The following is a 16765-nucleotide window of genomic DNA, read 5'->3' on the forward strand; positions in this document are numbered from 1 at the left end:
GGGGGCCTCTGTCGCGGTCCGCTCAGACCTGCGCCCGCTCCTCGACGACCTGCGCGATCTTCGCGATGGCCTCGTCGACCGGGATGCCGTTCTCCTGCGAGCCGTCGCGGTAGCGGAAGGAGACGGCGTTGTTGGCCATGTCCTCGTCGCCCGCGATGACCATGAAGGGCACCTTCTGCTTCTGGGCGTTGCGGATCTTCTTCTGCATACGGTCGGAGGAGGAGTCCACCTCGACCCGCAGGCCCTTCTTCTTCGCGGCCGCGGCGAACTTCTCCAGGTAGTCCACGTGCCCGTCGCCGATCGGGATGCCGATCGCCTGGACCGGGGCCAGCCAGGCCGGGAAGGCGCCCGCGTAGTGCTCCAGGAGCACCGCGAAGAACCGCTCGATGGAACCGAACAGGGCGCGGTGGATCATGACCGGGCGCTGCTTGGAGCCGTCCGCGGAGGTGTACTCCAGGTCGAAGCGCTCCGGGAGGTTGAAGTCGAGCTGGATCGTCGACATCTGCCAGGTACGGCCGATGGCGTCCTTGGCCTGGACGGAGATCTTCGGACCGTAGAAGGCGGCGCCGCCCGGGTCGGGAACCAGCGGCAGGCCCTGCTTCTCGGCGACCTGGCGCAGCGTCTCGGTCGCCTCCTCCCAGACCTCGTCGGAGCCGACGAACTTCTCCGGGTCCTTGGTGGACAGCTCCAGGTAGAAGTCGGTCAGGCCGTAGTCACGGAGCAGGCCGAGGACGAAGGTGAGCGTCCTGTCGAGCTCGTCCGACATCTGCTCACGCGTGCAGTAGATGTGCGCGTCGTCCTGCGTGAAGCCACGCGCGCGCGTGAGGCCGTGCACGACGCCCGACTTCTCGTACCGGTACACGGTCCCGAACTCGAAGAGGCGCAGCGGCAGTTCACGGTAGGAGCGGCCGCGCGCGTCGAAGATCAGGTTGTGCATCGGGCAGTTCATGGGCTTGAGGTAGTAGTCCACGCCCTCGTCGAGCTGCATGGGCGGGTACATGCCCTCGGCGTACCAGTCCAGGTGGCCCGACGTCTCGAAGAGCTTCCCCTTCGTCGCGTGCGGGGTGTAGACGAACTCGTAGCCCTCCTCCTCGTGGCGGCGCCGCGAGTAGTCCTCCATGACCCGGCGGACGATGCCGCCCTTGGGGTGGAAGACGGCGAGGCCGGAGCCGATCTGCTCCGGGATGGAGAAGAGGTCGAGTTCGTTGCCCAGCTTGCGGTGGTCGCGCTTCTCGGCCTCGGCGAGGAAGTCGAGGTGCGCCTTCAGCTCGTCCTTGGAGGGCCAGGCGGTGCCGTAGATGCGCTGGAGCATCGGGTTCTTCTCGCTGCCGCGCCAGTAGGCGGCGGCGTTGCGCATCAGCTTGAACGCCGGGATGTTGCGGGTGGTGGGCAGATGGGGACCGCGGCAGAGGTCCTTCCAGCACAGGTCGCCGCTCTTGGCGTCCAGGTTGTCGTAGATCGTCAGCTCACCGGCACCGACCTCGACGTCCGCGCCGTCGTCGGACGAGGCGGAGCCCTTGAGGCCGATCAGCTCCAGCTTGTAGGGCTCGGCGGCGAGCTCCTCACGGGCGGCCTCATCGGTGACGACACGACGGGAGAAGCGCTGTCCCCGCTTCTGGATCTCCTGCATCTTCTTCTCGATGGCCTTGAGATCCTCGGGCGTGAACGGCTTCTCGACGTCGAAGTCGTAGTAGAAGCCGTCCTTGACCGGCGGGCCGATGCCCAGCTTGGCCTCGGGGAAGAGCTCCTGCACGGCCTGCGCCATCACATGCGCGGTGGAGTGGCGCAGGATGTTGAGACCGTCCTCGGAGGAGATCTCGACGCCCTCGACCTCCTCACCGTCGGAGAGCACGTACGACAGGTCCTTGAGCTCGCCGCCCACGCGCGCGGCGATGATCGAGCGCTCGCCGGCGAAGAGGTCGGCGGCCGTAGTGCCCGTCGTCACCACGCGTTCTTCCCGCTCGGAATCGCGTTGGATGATCACACGGACGTCTGACACCGGTCTCTCCTGACTGAAGGTGGAATGCGGCGCCATACCAGGAGCGCGCGCATTACGCGATCGTACCGACCCTGGACGCCCGACCGCGAAACGGTCACGTGAGCGCTCCTCGTCAGCGCTCCGCGGGGAGGGCCGTGATGGTCGGCGGTCGTCTGCGGCTTCGTCGTGGCTGGTCGCGCCACCGCGGAGCCGCACATCGACACAGTCCCGCGCCCCTATAGGGCGCTGCCGGAACCGCACCCCGGCTCCCCCTGCCAACCAGCCCACACCGACGCCGGGCAACGGCCCACCAACAGCCACTGTCCCCACGACACCGGCCGCGAGGGAGCCGAAGGGGCGCGCCGGTGTCGAGAGACCGAACGCGCGCAGCCCGAAGGGTCGAGCACGATCGGTCTCTCGACACCGGCACAAGGCGCCCCGTAGGCGACCGAGCCGGACAATCAGCCGTCCTCGCCCCCGCAAGCCTCCTCGAAGAAGTCCAGGTCCTCCTGGAGCGACTTCATCAGCCGGTCCCGCTCGGCCTCGTCCACCTGTACCGGTACGACGCCGGAGGCCCCGGTGACCTTGCGGAAGCCGCCCCGGCTCTCCAGGCGGCCGTGCACTCGTACCGGAAGCCCGACCAGGTGGGCGTGCCCGGCGATGCGGTACGACTCCTCGTCCAGGGTCAGCCGGACGTGCGGGATCTCGGCGCCGGCGAGGACGCGCAGGCGTACGGTGCCCTCGCCGCGCGGCCCCGACCTGCGCATCCGGACGACCGCGCCGGTGATCCTGACCGGCACGGACGGCTCCTCTCTCAGATAGCGGGCGCCGGCCTCGCGCAGCACGGGCAGGTCGCCGGGCGAGAACTCGACGGGCTCGACGCCGCTCGCGCAGTCCTCGGGCACACCGGCCGCGGGTGCCCACTCGACGGCGATGCGCGCACCCTCCGTACCGCGCACGAGGGCGATCAGGGCCTCGGTGAGCTCGCGGCTGACGCCCGCTTCGACGGCGCCGTCGAAGGCGTCCATGCCGCCGGTGGCCCGCTGGTAGTCGATGGCTTCGCGGGCGGCGTACAGAGCCTGGTGGAGGCGTACGGCGAGCGGGCGCCCCGTACCGATCGGCACGAAGGCGGTCAGGCCGCGGCCGCCGGGCGCGGGGCCGACGAGGACGCTCTCCAGCATCGTGGCCGCCGAACGGCGGTGCCGGGCGCCGTAATAGCCCGCACGCGCGCGCGTGGCGAGCGCCGCGGCGAGGAGCATCTGGCGTGCCGCGCCGCGCAGCTCCTCCTCCACGGTCCAGGGCGCTGCCCCGGCCGGCCCGCTCGGCGCGTCCCGCCACCAGCGGACCTCGTCGCTGGGCACGGCGAGCCCGACCAGCACCTCGCGCGCGGAGGGCATGCCGCTGCGGGACAGGGCGATCAGGGCCTCGCCGAGCAGGTCGTCGCTGTCGGGGAAGGCACGGGACTCGGGGACGAGCAGGCTGGTGCCGTTGCCGCCCGGTCCGGGCGGGGTCCAGCGGCCGTAGCGCCCTGCCGCTCCCCCGCGCCGCTGCCAGCCGTGCCGGTGCAGCAGGGCGCTGAGCACGGCGGGGTCGACCTCGCCGGGCTCGGGGGGACGGTCCCAGGACGCCTCGGCCGGGTGCGGCCGCACTGGCCGTATGGGTTCCTCCAGGGGGCGGTGCGTCATGGTCTGCCTCCCGTCCCGACCCGCGTCATGATCTCGCAGAGCGCCCGGTCGTCGAAGATGCGTGAGGTCGGTATCCGCACGGTGGTGCGGCGCCGTCCGGTGATCGCGTGACCGGCGAGGTTGACCCAGTAGCAGCAGTGCCGCAGGTCGAGCCGGTCGTGACCGGCCCGAAGCCACTGCTCCTGTGACCGCGGCACGATCATCACGACCAGGATCTTGTGCACCGAGACCGGCGTGCGGGCGAGCTTCGCCAGGTGGTCGTTGTCGAGCGTGAAGGAGAAGAAGCGGCCAGGGGGGTGTGGCGCGAGCTGGTAGGTGGCCTTGAGCTGCACCTTGATGGTGACCTCGTCGTCGACCGTGTGGCCGGGCGCGCTGTGGCTGACGTGCCAGTCGATGCCGTTGTCCGGAAACGGCTGTGACAGCGAGCAGCCGGCGGCGGCCGCGACGGCGTGCAGATAGCCCACCTGCAGTGTCTCCATGCAGGCGGTAGTGGCGAGTGAACCGCGATGGGGGCCCGTTCGTTCGGGCAGCAGCCCGCCCCGCTCGGGCTGCGCTATCGCCATGACCAACAGCCTTCCACGCCAGGTGAATCCCGGTACCGGGTCGCTGAACTGCAAGGACCCGCACTCCTGTTGTGTCCTTCCGGCGTACGGCGCAAACAGCCCGGGTATCACCAAACGGGCAGAAGACGGTGCGTCAGCTGCCGTGGGTGAACGAGGGGTTGTGTAGATATGGCGTGCTGGTATGAGGGCCCGCTGGCGGCATTCGACACAGAGACGACAGGCGTGGACGTCGAGACCGACCGGATCGTTTCGGCGGCCGTCGTCGTACAGGACGCCCCGGGCACCCGGCCTCGGGTGACCCGGTGGCTGGTGAACCCGGGTGTGCCGGTGCCGGAGGCGGCGACAGCGGTACACGGACTGACGGACGAACATCTCCAGCGCAACGGCCGCTGGCCGGCGCCGGTGATGCACGAGATAGCCGCCGAACTGGCGGAACAGGCCGCCAGAGGACGGTCGTTGGTGGTGATGAACGCGCCGTTCGATCTCACGCTGCTCGACCGCGAGTTGCGTCGCCATCGCGCCTCGTCGCTCGACCGCTGGTTCGAGTCGACGCCGCTGCTGGTGCTCGATCCCCGGGTGCTCGACAAACACCTGGACCGCTATCGCAAAGGTCGCCGCACGCTGACCGACCTGTGCGCGCACTACGGCGTCACGCTGGACGGCGCGCACGACGCGGCGGCCGACGCGCTGGCCTCGCTGGAGGTCGTACGGGCGGTCGGGCGCCGTTTCGCGGCCCGTCTGGAGCGCCTGTCCCCCGCCGAGCTGCACACGTTGCAGGCGGTGTGGCACGCGGCGCAGGCACGCGGGTTGCAGGCGTGGTTCGCCCGCAGCGGCAGCGACGAGGCGGTGGACCCGGCGTGGCCACTGCGCCCGGACCTGCCGGCGGCCGCCTAGGCGGTCCAGAGCAACAAGAAAGCCGGTCCGCTGTGGCGGACCGGCCTTTCCCGGTGGGCGATACTGGGTTCGAACCAGTGACCTCTTCGGTGTGAACGAAGCGCTCTCCCACTGAGCTAATCGCCCGGGAACGGACTGAACCATACAGGTCCCGGCACGCTTCCTTCAAACCGCTTGTCGCCGATCGGCGAGGTACGCCACAAGCCCCCGCCGCCCGGCGCGCATCATCAGCCGGTGATTGGCGCGGAACACGGGCCGTCCCGGCACCGCGAACCGCCTCAGCAGCGGCTTGTTCACGACGACGACCTGGTCGTAGCGGGCGAGGGTGCCGGAGCCGTGCGGGGTGACGGTCCAGCGGGCCCAGCCCTCGATGTCTCCGGACATGACGATCTCCAGGACACCGGCCGCGCGATCCCGCCGCACCTCACGCGCCGTGAACGTCATGTCGTACGGCAGGAACGAGCGAATCGTGATCACACCGCTGGTGTCGTCGACCCGGTTCACCTCGCGCACCTGCGGCCACCAACGCGGGTAGTCCTCGGCCTGTTCCAACAAGTCGTAGACGGCGGCAGGCGGTGCGGGCAGTGCCCACAGGCTGCGGAAGCGGTAGTGGCTCCAGTCCATGGGCCGAGTCTGCCCCCGCGCAGGGCGTTTCTCCCGTACCTGAGTACGTTCTGAGTACTCGCACTCATGCCGTACGGCGTGACGCGGACCACACTCCAGGGCATGACGCACATTCCGCCACCGGCCGAGGAGTTGCGGCTCCTCGACCTTGAGCTGCGCCGGCTGGACGCCCGCCGGGCCCAGTTGCTGCACCGCCGCGCCTGGCTGGTCACGGTCCTGCAAGCGGCGGCCGGGCCGACCCCGGCCCTGGCCCCTGCCCCTGCCTCGTTCGCACCCCGGCCCGCCGAGGCCTCGGCACCTCGGGTCCAGAACGTGCTGCTGGTGCTCGGCGGTGTCCTGCTCACCATCGCCGCGATGGCGTTCACGCTGGTCAGCTGGGGGCACATGGGGATCACCGGGCGGGCCCTGGTGCTCGGCGGGATCACGGTGGCGGTGCTCGCCGCGCCGGTGCCGCTGCTGAAGCACGGGCTGCGGTCGACGGCCGAGTCGGTGGCGGGCCTCGGGTTCGCGCTGACCGTGCTCGACGCGTATGCGCTGCGCGAGGTCGCGTTGGCCGACGTGGACGCCACGGGTTACCTCGCGGCCGCCTCGGCGGCGCTGGTGGCCCTGTGGACGGCGTACGCGCTGCTGCCGCACACCTCCGCGCTGCGTCTGCCCCTGCCCACCGCCCTGGTCGCCGCACAACTCCCCCTCACTCTCTGGGCGGTGGCGGCTGACGCGGGCCTGTACTGGATCACGGCCGCCGTGCTCGTGACGGCCGGGTTGGACACGGGTGTGGCGCTCCGGGTGCCCGCCAAGACCGTACGGATCACCGCGATGGCCGGTGCGTACGGCATGGGCGCGTGGGGCGTGTGGGCCGCCGGCTGGCTGTCCTGGACGGCCACCGGCCCGAGCGCCGCCGCCCGTGCGGCGGCGCTCCTCCTCTTCGCGGCGGGCATCGCCCTGGCGGCGGCGTGGCAGCAGGTCGCCGGGAAGCAGGCGGGAGGACTCGCCGTCACCGCGGGCCTCCTCACGGTCGCCGCGGCCGGCGGCACTGCCCGCTCCGTGCTCCCGGACACGTGGACGGTTCCCGCGTATCTGGCGTGCGGAATCGCCCTGTTGGCCGCGGTACGGCTGGACCGGCTGCCGGAGACGGTACGGCACGGGCTGGCTCGGGCCTCCGGCGCCGTACAGGGACTCGCCCTGCTCTGGACTCTGCCCCTGCTGGGGATCACGCTGATGGGTCCCGTCGCGTGGGCGGAGCGGGTGTGGTCCGGCGCGCCGGGTGACGTACGGGAGGCCGTGTCGGTGTCCACGCCGTGGCCGCCCGGCGCGGAGGCGGTGCCCGTCGTCCTGGCGGTCGTCGCCGTCGTACTGGTCCTCGCGGTGCGGGACGCGGTCTGGCGGCCTCGGGCCCTGAGCGGGGTGCTGGCGCTGGCGTGGGCGACGGCGCTGGTGCTTCCGGCGGTGCTCGAAGTCCCGTACGTGGCAGGCCTGGTGGCCCTCGGGATCACGACGGCCGGCGCCCTGGCCGCAGCCGCGTGGATACGCCCGTGCGAGCGCCCGGAGAAGGAAGCGGCACCTCAGCCGGACTCGGCCCCCGCCATCGACTTCCCGACCCCGGGCCCGACCGCCACGGTCCTCGCCCTCCTCACCTCGCTCACCCTCGCCTTCCTCTCGCTGCCGAGCGAGCCCGCGACCCTCGCCGTGCTCTCCTCGCTCACGGCACTGTTCGCGGCCGCCTCCTGGAGGCCGCACCTCGCGCCGGTCACGGCCCCGACGGCACTCGCGTACGCCGCCGCGCTCGCCTGCGCGACAGGTGCCGCGGCCGACTGGCAGCCGCAGTACACCGCCCTGCTGGTCCTGGCGGTGCCGGTGGCGGCGGCCCTGCCCGCCGCGCGGCTCGGGAGTTCCCCGGCGACGGTCCCGGTCGACATCGCCGGCGCGCTCGCCGGACTGCTCGCCGTCGGACTGGCGGCGGCCTCGGCCGACCTGCCGATGCTCGCCCTGGTCCTGGCGCTGTGCGGGGTGATCACCGCCGGTACGGCGATCCGCGCCGACCGCCGGCCCGTCGCCTACGCCTCCGCCGCGCTCTTCGTCCTGGCCACCTGGGTGCGCCTGGCGGCCTCGGATGTCGGGACACCCGAGGCGTACACCCTGCCTGTCGCCGTCCCGGCCCTGCTCGTCGGCGCCCTGCACCGGCGCCGCGATCCGCGGGCCTCGTCCTGGACGGCGTACGGACCCGGACTCGCCACCGGCCTCGTGCCGAGCCTCCTCACAGCCTGGGGCGACCCCAACTGGGCCCGCCCCCTGCTGCTCGGCCTCGCGGCCCTGGCCGTCACCCTGCTGGGCGCCGGACACCACCTCAAGGCACCCCTGCTGCTCGGCGGCACGGTCCTCACCCTGGACGCGCTGCACGAACTCGCCCCGTACATCGTCCAGGTGACCGACGCCCTCCCCCGCTGGGTGCCGCCGGCCCTCGCCGGCCTGCTGCTGCTCGCACTCGGGGCGACGTACGAGCAACGTCTCAGGGACGCCCGAAGGATGCGGGACTTCTTGGGCAACCTGCACTGAAACGCCCCCAGGGACGCGGGGCTGTATCGATATGCGGCTCCGCCGCGTGGACGCGACCAGCCACAACAGCCCCGCAGTCCCCTACCGCCCGAACCGGCCCTACGGCATCTTGTCCCCGAGCAGCGCCAGGTTCTCGATGGCGGCGAGACCATACAGCGCGGTGTCATTGGTCGACACCCACGCCGCCTCGCTGCCCGGCACCAGCGCGTCCGGCCCGCTCAGCTTCTCCGTCCGCCAGGGCGCCGACTCCTTGTACCCGTCGGAGTTGTAGAACTTCTCCCACGCCCGCTTGGCCAGCTTCTCGTCCCCAGTCTTCACAGCGGCGTAGGCGTCGAGGCGCGAGTGCCCCTGGAAGAGCAGCAGGGAACCGAAGTTGGAGCCGTAGCGTGCCGCCTGCTCGGCCTTCGTGGCGTTGAAGTAGCGGCAGTAGTCGAAGTACGCCTCGTTGAACTTCGGCAGGTCGACGAGGTCGATGAGTTCGGCGCACAGCTCGTTCAACCCGAACACGGCGGACAGGTGCGAGACCCCGACGACCGGCGCCGAGGCGATCGCGAACCTGCCCGTGTCCAGGTCGTACAGCCCGGTCCCCTGCACGAACCCGTTCGGCTGGGCGGCGATGGTCTCCATCGTCGACAGCACCCGTGCCTTGGCCTTCTCCCACTTGGGGCCCTTGCGCTCCCACTCCGTCAGCCAGGCCGACACGAGCCCGCTCCAGTCCGTGCCGAAGCCGATCGACAGCGCGTGCCGGTCGGGGGTGTACGGCTCGGTGCGGATCTTGCGGATCGGGTCGAGGACGAGGAAGGTCTCGTCGGAGTCGACGTTGGCGTGCATGAGGTCGCCGACCCGCTCGTCGGCGGTGAGGAAGTAGTAGTAGCGGCGGTACGTCGTGTTGGCGATGCGCTGCTGCTTGGCGCTGTCGGCGTAGTGCTGGACGCCGTGCCGGGTGCCGAGGCCGGCCCATTTCCCGAGGTGGTAGACGTCGACCTCACCGGTGTGCCGGGTCATCGCCTCGGCGAACCGGAAGATGTCCGCGCGGCCCGAGCGCAGATACGCGAACCACAGCCAGAGGTCCGGTGAGAGCTCGGAGTTGTCCCAGGCGTAGCCGCCGATGTCGTACCGCCACTGGTGCCGGACGGTGTCGTAGGTGTGCATGATGTCGCCGTAGTCCCAGAAGCCGTACCAGCGGCGCTGCTCCACCTGGTCCTTGTAGTAGGTGAAGAGGAAGTCGAGGTGGTCCTCGATCTTCGCCTTGGCGGGCGTGGAGCGGTCCGGCTCGGAGTACAGCCCCGGCCCGAAGACCTTGGCCTTGATGAGCTGCTTGGGCGGGGCGGCGAGCTGCGGCAGCACGCGTACGGCTTCGATCTGTTGGGCCAGGGCTTCCGGTGCGGGCGTGGACTCGTTGGCCCAGAACAACAGCTCCGACGTGCGGGCGATGCCGTACGGCGTCCCGAACTCCGGCTCGTAGTCCTCGTAGGTGATGTTGAGGCCTTCGAGCTGCTCGGGGTAGGTGTCCTGGCCCATGCCGTCGTGGTAGAAGCGCAGGTCCATGGGCTGTGCCTCGGGGGACCAGAGCCACATGGTGACCTCGGCCGCGTCGGTCTGGGCGTCGCGGATGTCGAGCTGGGCGGGGAACTTCTCCCAGAAGTCCCGCAGCCCGAAGGACAGTCCGCCGCTGACGCCACCGACGTAGCCGAAGCCGGAGGCGCGCCTGCCGCCGCCCGCGCCGATCCAGCCGTGGCCCTTCTTCGTGCGCTTGCGCAGCGTGAAGCCGTCGGCGGAGAGCTGGGAGAGGGTGTAGTCGCCCCACTCGGGGATGTACTGGAGCCGGGTGGTGACCCGCTGGTCCCAGGTGGACGGGTCGGGCAGCTTCTTCCCCGCGAACTGGGCGGCCTGTACGGCGGCGCCCGGGTCGCGGCGCAGTCCGGTGATGCCCTTGACGGCCTCGCGCAGCAGTCCGGTGCCGTCGCCGCCGATGCGGATGTGGCGGTCGTAGGACTGGTCCCGCATCGGCACGGTGAAGCGCACGCCGATGCCGCGGATGAAGTCGCCGCTGCCCTTCCCGGGCTCCTGGGTGCCGTCGAAGGTGATGGTGTGCACCATACGGAAGGAGTCGGCACCGGCGTAGAAGTAGAGGCGGATGGAGAACGGCAGCCAACTGCGGCTGCCCTTACGGTGCTTGCCGTCGATGCGGACGACCGCGCGGACGGGGCCCTCCTGCTCGACGGTGACCTCGGAGATGGCGCCCTCGTAGCGCTCGGTCTTGACCGTGCCCTGGTCCTCGTCCTCGATCTCGGGCTGGCGGATCAGCACGAGCCGGCCGTTCTTGGCGATCTCGGTGGAGCCACGGGTGACCGACTTGACGAGTGTCGCGCCGGACTTGCCGATCTTCGCGGTGATGACCCCGGTGGAGACGGTGATCGTGCCGCCGCTCTTGTCGACGGTGACCTTCTTGGCCGGGGCGGCGGCCTCGCCGGCGGCGAGGGTGAGTTTGCCGTTGCCCGAACTCACCGCGTGGGCCGTCCACTTGAGCGAGCCGTCCGGCCAGTAGGCGATGGGCCACGACTGCACGGGGACGGCCTTGCCGTCGGCGTCCGTCAGCGCGAAGGTCTGGTCCTCCTGGTACACGCCCTTGGGCCAGGGCACACCGACGGTGGAGCCGGGGGCGGCGCCCAGGCCGCCCTCCTCCAGCCAGTCCAGGGTCACAGGACCTTCGTCGGCCTCGGCGGCTCTGGGCGCGGCCTGCGCGTCCTTGGCCCCTAGCGCCCAGCTGAACTGCGCGGCGGCTCCGGCGACGGCGGCCGCCTTGAGGATGGACCTACGGGGGATGGGAGACATAGGGAGTCCAGCCTTTCCTTCCGTACGGAGATGCAGAGGGTGCGATCAGGGGCATGACAGAGATAGGTACGGCGCCCGGAGGGCCGACCTGGTACGAGGGCGGCGCCCGTCAGCGGTGCCGGTACCGCTCCTCCACTGCGACGGCCGCCGCCGCGACGGCCCCCAGGACGGGGACCGCCAGCGGCGGGACGAACCAGGCGGACAGGGCCACGACGGCCAGCCCGCAGACGACCAGGAAGGACCCGGCGGGATCGAGCACGGTCCGCCGCCCGGCGTCCGCGAGCAACGCCCGCCAGGCCGCGCCCGGCGTCCAGACGGCGGCCGCCCGCAGCAGGGCGACGGCGGCCCCGATCAGCGCGAAGATGCCGACGGCCCCGACGAACGGTCCGGCGGGAATCCCGGCCCGCGCGGCCAGGACGTCCACCCAGACCGCGACGGCCACCGCCCACCCGGCGATCCCGACGACCCACCCGCCGCGCGCGGCCGCCCGGAGGTCCGCGAGGAACTCCCGCAGGCCACCGCCCTCGTGAGCGGTACGACGCCGCAGGTGACGGGCGCCGGCGGCGAAGGCCGCGGGGTAGGTGACGACCCCGAGACAGGCCACGGCGATCCACACACCGGTGAGCAGGCACTCGGCGAAGACCGCGAAGCGCTCGCCGAACACGGACTCCTTGCGCGGCGCGCGGGGGTTCACGCGTGCTTGGGCCATGGTGACCGCCTCAGCCCTTCAGTCCGGAGGTCGCCATACCGTCGATGAGATACCGCTGGAAGGCCATGAAGAAGGCGATCACCGGCACCAGCGCCACCAACGACATCGCGATCATGCTGCCGTAGTTGGAGATGCCCTCCTGGTCGCGGAACATCATCAGGCCCAGCGAGACGGTGTACTTCTCGGGGGTGTTGAGGTAGATCAACGGCCCCATGAAGTCGTTCCATGCGTTGATGAAGGTGAAGATCGCGCTGGTGATGAGCGCGGGCCGGCTCAGCGGCAGCACGATCGACCAGTAGGTGCGCAGATGCCCGCAGCCGTCGAGCTTGGCGGCCTCGTCCAGCTCCCGCGGCAGTCCCCGCATGAACTGCACCATCAGGAACACGAAGAAGGCCTCCGTGGCCAGGAACTTGCCCGCGACCAGCGGCACCAGGGTGTCGGTGAGTTCCAGGTTGCGGAAGAGCACGTACTGCGGGATGAGCAGCACGTGGTACGGCAGCAGCAGCGTGCCGATCATCAGCGTGAAGAGCAGGTTCCGCCCGGCGAACCGGATCTTGGCGAAGGCGTACGCGGTCAGTGAGCTGGACAGCACGACACCGACCACGGCGAGGACCGCGTACATCAACGAGTTCCAGAAGAAGCTGCTGATGGAAATGCCGGAGATGCCGTCGGCGAGCCCGGAGAAGTTCGCCCAGACCGGCTTGGTCGGCAGCAGGTCGAGGCTGGCGATGATGTCCTTGCTCGGCTTGAACGAGGCGCCCACGACCCAGATCACGGGATAGAGGACGACCGCGAGGACGACGAGCGCGCCCACGTGCCAGGCGATGGACCCGAAGCGCCGCCGCTCGTTCGCGGTGCGCAGGGCAGGGCTGGTGGCACTGGTCACTTGGCGGCCTCCTCGTAGTGCACCCACTTCTTCTGCGACCAGAACAGGACCGCCGTGACGAGCGCCACCGCGATCACCAGCGTCCAGGCCATCGCGGAGGCGAAGCCCATCTGGGCCTCCTTGAAGCCCTTCTGGTAGAGGTAACAGGTGTAGACGAGCGTGGCGTCGGCGGGCCCGCACCGGGTGTCGGAGACGACATAGGCGGAGCCGAACACCTGGAACGCGTGGATGGACTCCAGCAGCACGTTGAAGAACAGCACCGGGGAGATCATCGGCACCGTGACGTTCCAGAACCGCCGCAGGGGTCCGGCCCCGTCCACCTCGGCGGCCTCGTACAGCTCCTGCGGGACCTGCTTGAGACCGGCCAGGAAGATCACCATGGGTGCGCCGAACTGCCAGATACTCAGGGCCACCAGGGCGTAGATGACGTAGTCCGGGTTGCCGATCCAGCCGCCCACGTCGAGGCCGAAGATCTTCTGCGTACGGTCCACGATCGCGTCGTCGGAGAACAGCGCCCGCCACACGAAGCCGACGGAGACGCTGGCGCCGATGAGCGAGGGCATGTAGAACGCGGCCCGGTACAGGCCCTGTCCGCGCCGTTTCTGTGCGAGCAGCAGCGCGACGCCGAGCGCGAGCAGCAGCTTCAGCGGGGTGGCCACGACGACGTACTTCAGGGTGACCTCGACCGACTTCTGCCAGCGCGGGTCCTGGAACATCGTCGTGAAGTTGTCGAAGCCCACCCACTCGGGCGGCGTGAAGAGGTTGTAGCGGGTGAAGGCGTAGTACAGCGACGCGACCATCGGCCCCGCCGTCAGCACCAGGAACCCCGCGATCCACGGCGACATGAAGAGATAGCCGGCGAGGTTCTCGCGGCGCCGCCCGCGCCGCCCGGCGGCGGGAGCGGCGGACCGCTTCCCGGCCGGGCGCGCGGGCGCTTCCTTGACGAGCGTCATGGTGGTACGTCCCCTCAGCCCGCGAACGCGGCCTTGGCCTCGCTGAACAGTGCCTTGGCGGCGTCGGCCGGCTTGGTCTTGCCCTGGGTGACCTCGCCGCCGATGCGCAGGAAGGCGGCCTCGATGACATCGGCGCCGGACGGATGCGGGGTGATCTTCCCCAGGACGCCGGCCTTGGCGACCTCGTCCTCGTAGGCCGCGACGCCCTTGTTGTTGGCGTCGGTGGGCTTGAACGCCTCGTACTGCTCGGTGGTGGCGAGGATGCCGCGGTCGTAGCCCATGATCTTGCCGACCTCGGGGTCGTGGACCATGAAGTCGATGAACTGGGCGACCTCCTTCGGGTGCTTGGTCCCGGAGAAGGCGCTGAGCATCAGCGAGCCGAGGTACTGGCCGGTCTGCTTGCCGTCCGTGGTGGGGATCGGCGCGAGCCCGTAGTCCGACTCGCCCTCGCCCTCGTAGCGGATGGAGAAGTTGTCCCAGGTGAACTCGGACGCGGCGAGCCCTGCCGAGAGCGCGGACTTGGGCTTGACCTGCTCGACCTTCTTCGGGTCGGCGACGAGCCCGGATCGCACGCGCTTGTAGCCGTCCTCCCACCACTGCGTCAGGTCGTCCTCGGTGAAACCGAGATCGGAGTCGGTGAAGAACGCCTTGCCGTTCTGACGCAGGTACAGGTCGTAGAGGTACATGATGCTGCAGTAGCCGGTGTCACCGGCGATCTTCAGCTTGTCCTGGATCGTCTGCAGCGCGTCGAAGTACTCGTCCCAGGTCCAGCCGAACTTCGCCTCCACGCCCGCCTTCTTGAAGGCATTGAGGTCGATGACGAGCGCCATGGTGTTGGCGCCGACGGGTATGCCGATCTGCTTGCCGTCGACCTGACCGTTCGCCAGAACGCCGTTGCGGAAGTTGTCCAGGCTCAGATTGCCCGCGTCGGCCTGCGTCTTGAGATCCAGCAGAACACCGCGCTTGTCGTACTTGCGCAGGAAGCCGACCGCATTCTGGAAAACGTCCGGCGGATTGCCGCCGGAGGCCTGGGTCTGGAACTTCTCCCAGAACGCCTCATAGTCCGTGAATTCGGGCTTGATCTTGATCTTCGGGTACTTCTTCTCGAAGAGCGCGATCGTCTTCTTGATGGCGATGGTGCGCGGCTCGCCACCCCACCACGCGTAACGGAGTGTCACCGTCCCGTCTCCGGAACCGCTGTCACCGCCGCAAGCGGTCGTCGCACCCAGACCGACCGCGGCCGCGGAGGCCCCGGCCGCCTTCAGGATCGTACGCCTCTCAACATTCCTGCTGGTTCCCATGGTTGGGCCCCCTCCCCGCAGCGTCATCGCCGTCTGCATGAATCGTTTCAAGTAAGCGCTTGCTGGCACAAGCTACGAGGGGGCCCGTGGTGCGTCAATGATTCGGACAGGAATTTCTTGTGGACCGGCGCGGCAAGTTGACGGCCCATCGGGAACGAGTGGGGCGCCGGAGTGCCCAACTCCGCAGGTAGAACACGTGTGATCGGCCGACCGAACACAAACTGGCCCTCGGTGCGCGGAAATTGGTCGGCTGGAACTCGTCTGCCCGAGCATGGACACCGCGGGAACCGAGGACCCGAGCACAGCGCGGAGCGCGCATACGACGGCGGCCCGCCTGCTGTCGCAGACGGGCCGCCGTATCCGGGTGGGCGATACTGGGTTCGAACCAGTGACCTCTTCGGTGTGAACGAAGCGCTCTCCCACTGAGCTAATCGCCCGGGCGCAGAGAGAACATTACCCCATGTCAGGGGGTGCGTGTGACCTGCGCGGAGCCGCACCGGACGACGTCCGCACCCCCGTCGCGGGTCACTGGTCCTTGATCTTCCAGGGCATGACGATGCCGAACTTCCACACGTAGATCCCGACGAGCACGCCCACGATCACGAGGCCGATCGACGTCAGGATGATGTTGCGACGGCGCACCTTCGGGTCGAGGGCCCGCTGGGCCGCCTCGGTGACCTTGCGCTTGGTCCAGCGCAGCACCAGCTGGGCCCAGACGAACTCGGTCGCCCAGACCGCCATGCCGCCGAAGATCACGACCCAGCCGGGGCCGGGCAGGGGCAGCATGATGATGCCGGCGACGACGATCGCCAAGCCGATCACGAAGACACCCACCTGCCAGCTGACATGCAGCACACGGCGGGCCTTGATGAACTCCGGCGCTTTCGAACCGAGGCCCTGCTCGCTGTCGCCCTTCACACCATCCACTTTGGTCTCGTCAGTCGCCACGGCAACCTCGCCCAACCCGTTACTCCCCGTATTCATACGGCCAAACCCTACCGGAGGGAAACCAGTCACCGGAATGGCCGTACCTCGCGAACCGGTTCTCGGCCGGAAGAGTTACGTAAACACACGCAAAACACTCAGAGGGGTTTACAACGGCACCGTAGGTGGCATGTCGATTTCGCCGACGTGCGAATCCCCGAGCGCACACTGAGCGAAAGGCCCTGGCGCTTATGAACACCACGGTCAGCTGCGAGCTGCACCTGCGCCTCGTTGTGTCGAGCGAGTCCTCCCTGCCTGTCCCCGCAGGCCTGCGGTACGACACGGCCGACCCCTACGCCGTGCACGCCACCTTCCACACCGGAGCCGAGGAAACCGTCGAGTGGGTGTTCGCCCGCGATCTTCTTGCGGAGGGCCTCCACCGGCCCACCGGAACCGGCGACGTCCGTGTCTGGCCGTCGCGCAGTCACGGCCAGGGCGTCGTCTGCATCGCCCTGAGCTCTCCGGAGGGCGAGGCGCTGCTCGAGGCCCCTGCACGGGCTCTGGAGTCCTTCCTGAAGCGAACGGATGCCGCCGTGCCCCCCGGCACGGAGCATCGGCATTTCGATCTCGACCAGGAGCTCTCGCACATCCTGGCGGAAAGCTAGGGCGAGGCCCCACAAAGCCGCCCGGCGCCGTCGACTCGGGGAGACGGCTCGGGCCTGGACAACCGCATACGGCACACAGCAGCGCCGCCTCCGCTCCACGGGGGCGGCGCTGGCGTGCCTGTGGCCGGTTTCCCGCCCGGCGGGAACCGTCGGCGCGTCTGCGGCGTTGTAGGCGTCTGCGGCGTCGTATTCGAA

13 protein-coding genes and 2 tRNA genes are annotated in these 16765 nt (G+C 69.8%); 3 read left to right on the forward strand and 12 right to left on the reverse strand.

Annotated elements, in window-relative coordinates:
• Positions 1-22 precede the first annotated feature (22 nt).
• From thrS to ADK36_RS22120, 3 genes are all read right to left on the reverse strand, one after another.
• On the reverse strand, positions 23-1999 hold the full coding sequence (gene thrS, locus ADK36_RS22110; RefSeq protein ID WP_048581106.1) for a threonine--tRNA ligase: 1977 nt from the start codon (positions 1997-1999) through the stop codon (positions 23-25).
• Positions 2000-2439: 440 nt separating this feature from the next.
• Complete coding sequence (locus ADK36_RS22115) at positions 2440-3663, reverse strand: hypothetical protein (protein ID WP_048581107.1); 1224 nt, start codon at positions 3661-3663, stop codon at positions 2440-2442.
• Entirely contained in the window at positions 3660-4226 is a 567-nt protein-coding gene (locus tag ADK36_RS22120) for a DUF4365 domain-containing protein (protein ID WP_048581188.1), read from the reverse strand. The genes ADK36_RS22115 and ADK36_RS22120 overlap by 4 nt, the downstream gene beginning before the upstream one ends.
• A gap of 168 nt (positions 4227-4394) precedes the next feature.
• Here ADK36_RS22120 and ADK36_RS22125 point away from each other — a divergent pair, with 168 nt between their 5' ends.
• Positions 4395-5120, forward strand: coding sequence for a 3'-5' exonuclease (locus ADK36_RS22125; RefSeq protein ID WP_053198727.1), 726 nt, complete (start codon positions 4395-4397; stop codon positions 5118-5120).
• Positions 5121-5174: 54 nt separating this feature from the next.
• Here the strand turns inward: ADK36_RS22125 and ADK36_RS22130 are convergent.
• A tRNA-Val gene (locus ADK36_RS22130) sits at positions 5175-5246 on the reverse strand.
• Between the two features lie 39 nt (positions 5247-5285).
• Positions 5286-5744, reverse strand: coding sequence for an SRPBCC family protein (locus ADK36_RS22135; protein ID WP_048581109.1), 459 nt, complete (start codon positions 5742-5744; stop codon positions 5286-5288).
• A gap of 102 nt (positions 5745-5846) precedes the next feature.
• Between ADK36_RS22135 and ADK36_RS22140 the strand changes: the two genes are divergently transcribed.
• Entirely contained in the window at positions 5847-8297 is a 2451-nt protein-coding gene (locus ADK36_RS22140) for an SCO7613 C-terminal domain-containing membrane protein (RefSeq protein ID WP_078942739.1), read from the forward strand.
• Between the two features lie 99 nt (positions 8298-8396).
• Here the strand turns inward: ADK36_RS22140 and ADK36_RS22145 are convergent, their stop codons facing one another.
• The 7 genes from ADK36_RS22145 to ADK36_RS22175 form a co-directional block, all read right to left on the reverse strand.
• Positions 8397-11132: a hypothetical protein gene (locus ADK36_RS22145; RefSeq protein WP_053198730.1), complete on the reverse strand. Its 2736-nt coding sequence runs from the start codon at positions 11130-11132 to the stop codon at positions 8397-8399.
• A gap of 109 nt (positions 11133-11241) precedes the next feature.
• Positions 11242-11841: a hypothetical protein gene (locus tag ADK36_RS22150; protein WP_053198732.1), complete on the reverse strand. Its 600-nt coding sequence runs from the start codon at positions 11839-11841 to the stop codon at positions 11242-11244.
• A 10-nt stretch (positions 11842-11851) separates the two neighbouring features.
• The gene (locus ADK36_RS22155; protein WP_048581113.1) at positions 11852-12727 is read right to left on the reverse strand and encodes a carbohydrate ABC transporter permease; all 876 of its coding nucleotides are present in this window, start codon (positions 12725-12727) and stop codon (positions 11852-11854) included.
• The gene (locus ADK36_RS22160; RefSeq protein WP_048581114.1) at positions 12724-13680 is read right to left on the reverse strand and encodes a carbohydrate ABC transporter permease; all 957 of its coding nucleotides are present in this window, start codon (positions 13678-13680) and stop codon (positions 12724-12726) included. The genes ADK36_RS22155 and ADK36_RS22160 overlap by 4 nt, the downstream gene beginning before the upstream one ends.
• 14 nt (positions 13681-13694) lie before the next feature.
• A complete protein-coding gene (locus ADK36_RS22165; RefSeq protein ID WP_048581115.1) occupies positions 13695-14981 on the reverse strand; it encodes an extracellular solute-binding protein in 1287 nt (428 codons plus the stop codon).
• A 365-nt stretch (positions 14982-15346) separates the two neighbouring features.
• A tRNA-Val gene (locus ADK36_RS22170) sits at positions 15347-15418 on the reverse strand.
• 88 nt (positions 15419-15506) lie between these two features.
• Positions 15507-15965, reverse strand: a complete 459-nt coding sequence (locus tag ADK36_RS22175) for a TIGR02611 family protein (RefSeq protein ID WP_048581116.1) — start codon at positions 15963-15965, stop codon at positions 15507-15509.
• 191 nt (positions 15966-16156) lie between these two features.
• Here ADK36_RS22175 and ADK36_RS22180 point away from each other — a divergent pair, with 191 nt between their 5' ends.
• Positions 16157-16570, forward strand: a complete 414-nt coding sequence (locus ADK36_RS22180) for an SsgA family sporulation/cell division regulator (protein WP_004002642.1) — start codon at positions 16157-16159, stop codon at positions 16568-16570.
• The last annotated feature ends 195 nt before the right edge of the window (positions 16571-16765 follow it).

It is taken from the genome of Streptomyces viridochromogenes (assembly GCF_001270495.1).
GTDB classification, from domain to species: domain Bacteria; phylum Actinomycetota; class Actinomycetes; order Streptomycetales; family Streptomycetaceae; genus Streptomyces; species Streptomyces viridochromogenes_A.

What these genes read in the sequence shown, in the direction of transcription:
- ADK36_RS22115 (WP_048581107.1), bottom strand. Translation starts at nt 3,663, where the DNA reads ATGACGCACCGCCCCCTGGAGGAACCCATACGGCCAGTGCGGCCGCAC.
- ADK36_RS22140 (WP_078942739.1), top strand. Translation starts at nt 5,847, where the DNA reads ATGACGCACATTCCGCCACCGGCCGAGGAGTTGCGGCTCCTCGACCTT.
- ADK36_RS22150 (WP_053198732.1), bottom strand. Translation starts at nt 11,841, where the DNA reads ATGGCCCAAGCACGCGTGAACCCCCGCGCGCCGCGCAAGGAGTCCGTG.
- ADK36_RS22135 (WP_048581109.1), bottom strand. Translation starts at nt 5,744, where the DNA reads ATGGACTGGAGCCACTACCGCTTCCGCAGCCTGTGGGCACTGCCCGCA.
- ADK36_RS22145 (WP_053198730.1), bottom strand. Translation starts at nt 11,132, where the DNA reads ATGTCTCCCATCCCCCGTAGGTCCATCCTCAAGGCGGCCGCCGTCGCC.
- ADK36_RS22165 (WP_048581115.1), bottom strand. Translation starts at nt 14,981, where the DNA reads ATGGGAACCAGCAGGAATGTTGAGAGGCGTACGATCCTGAAGGCGGCC.
- ADK36_RS22175 (WP_048581116.1), bottom strand. Translation starts at nt 15,965, where the DNA reads ATGAATACGGGGAGTAACGGGTTGGGCGAGGTTGCCGTGGCGACTGAC.
- ADK36_RS22160 (WP_048581114.1), bottom strand. Translation starts at nt 13,680, where the DNA reads ATGACGCTCGTCAAGGAAGCGCCCGCGCGCCCGGCCGGGAAGCGGTCC.
- ADK36_RS22120 (WP_048581188.1), bottom strand. Translation starts at nt 4,226, where the DNA reads ATGGCGATAGCGCAGCCCGAGCGGGGCGGGCTGCTGCCCGAACGAACG.
- ADK36_RS22125 (WP_053198727.1), top strand. Translation starts at nt 4,395, where the DNA reads ATGGCGTGCTGGTATGAGGGCCCGCTGGCGGCATTCGACACAGAGACG.
- ADK36_RS22180 (WP_004002642.1), top strand. Translation starts at nt 16,157, where the DNA reads ATGAACACCACGGTCAGCTGCGAGCTGCACCTGCGCCTCGTTGTGTCG.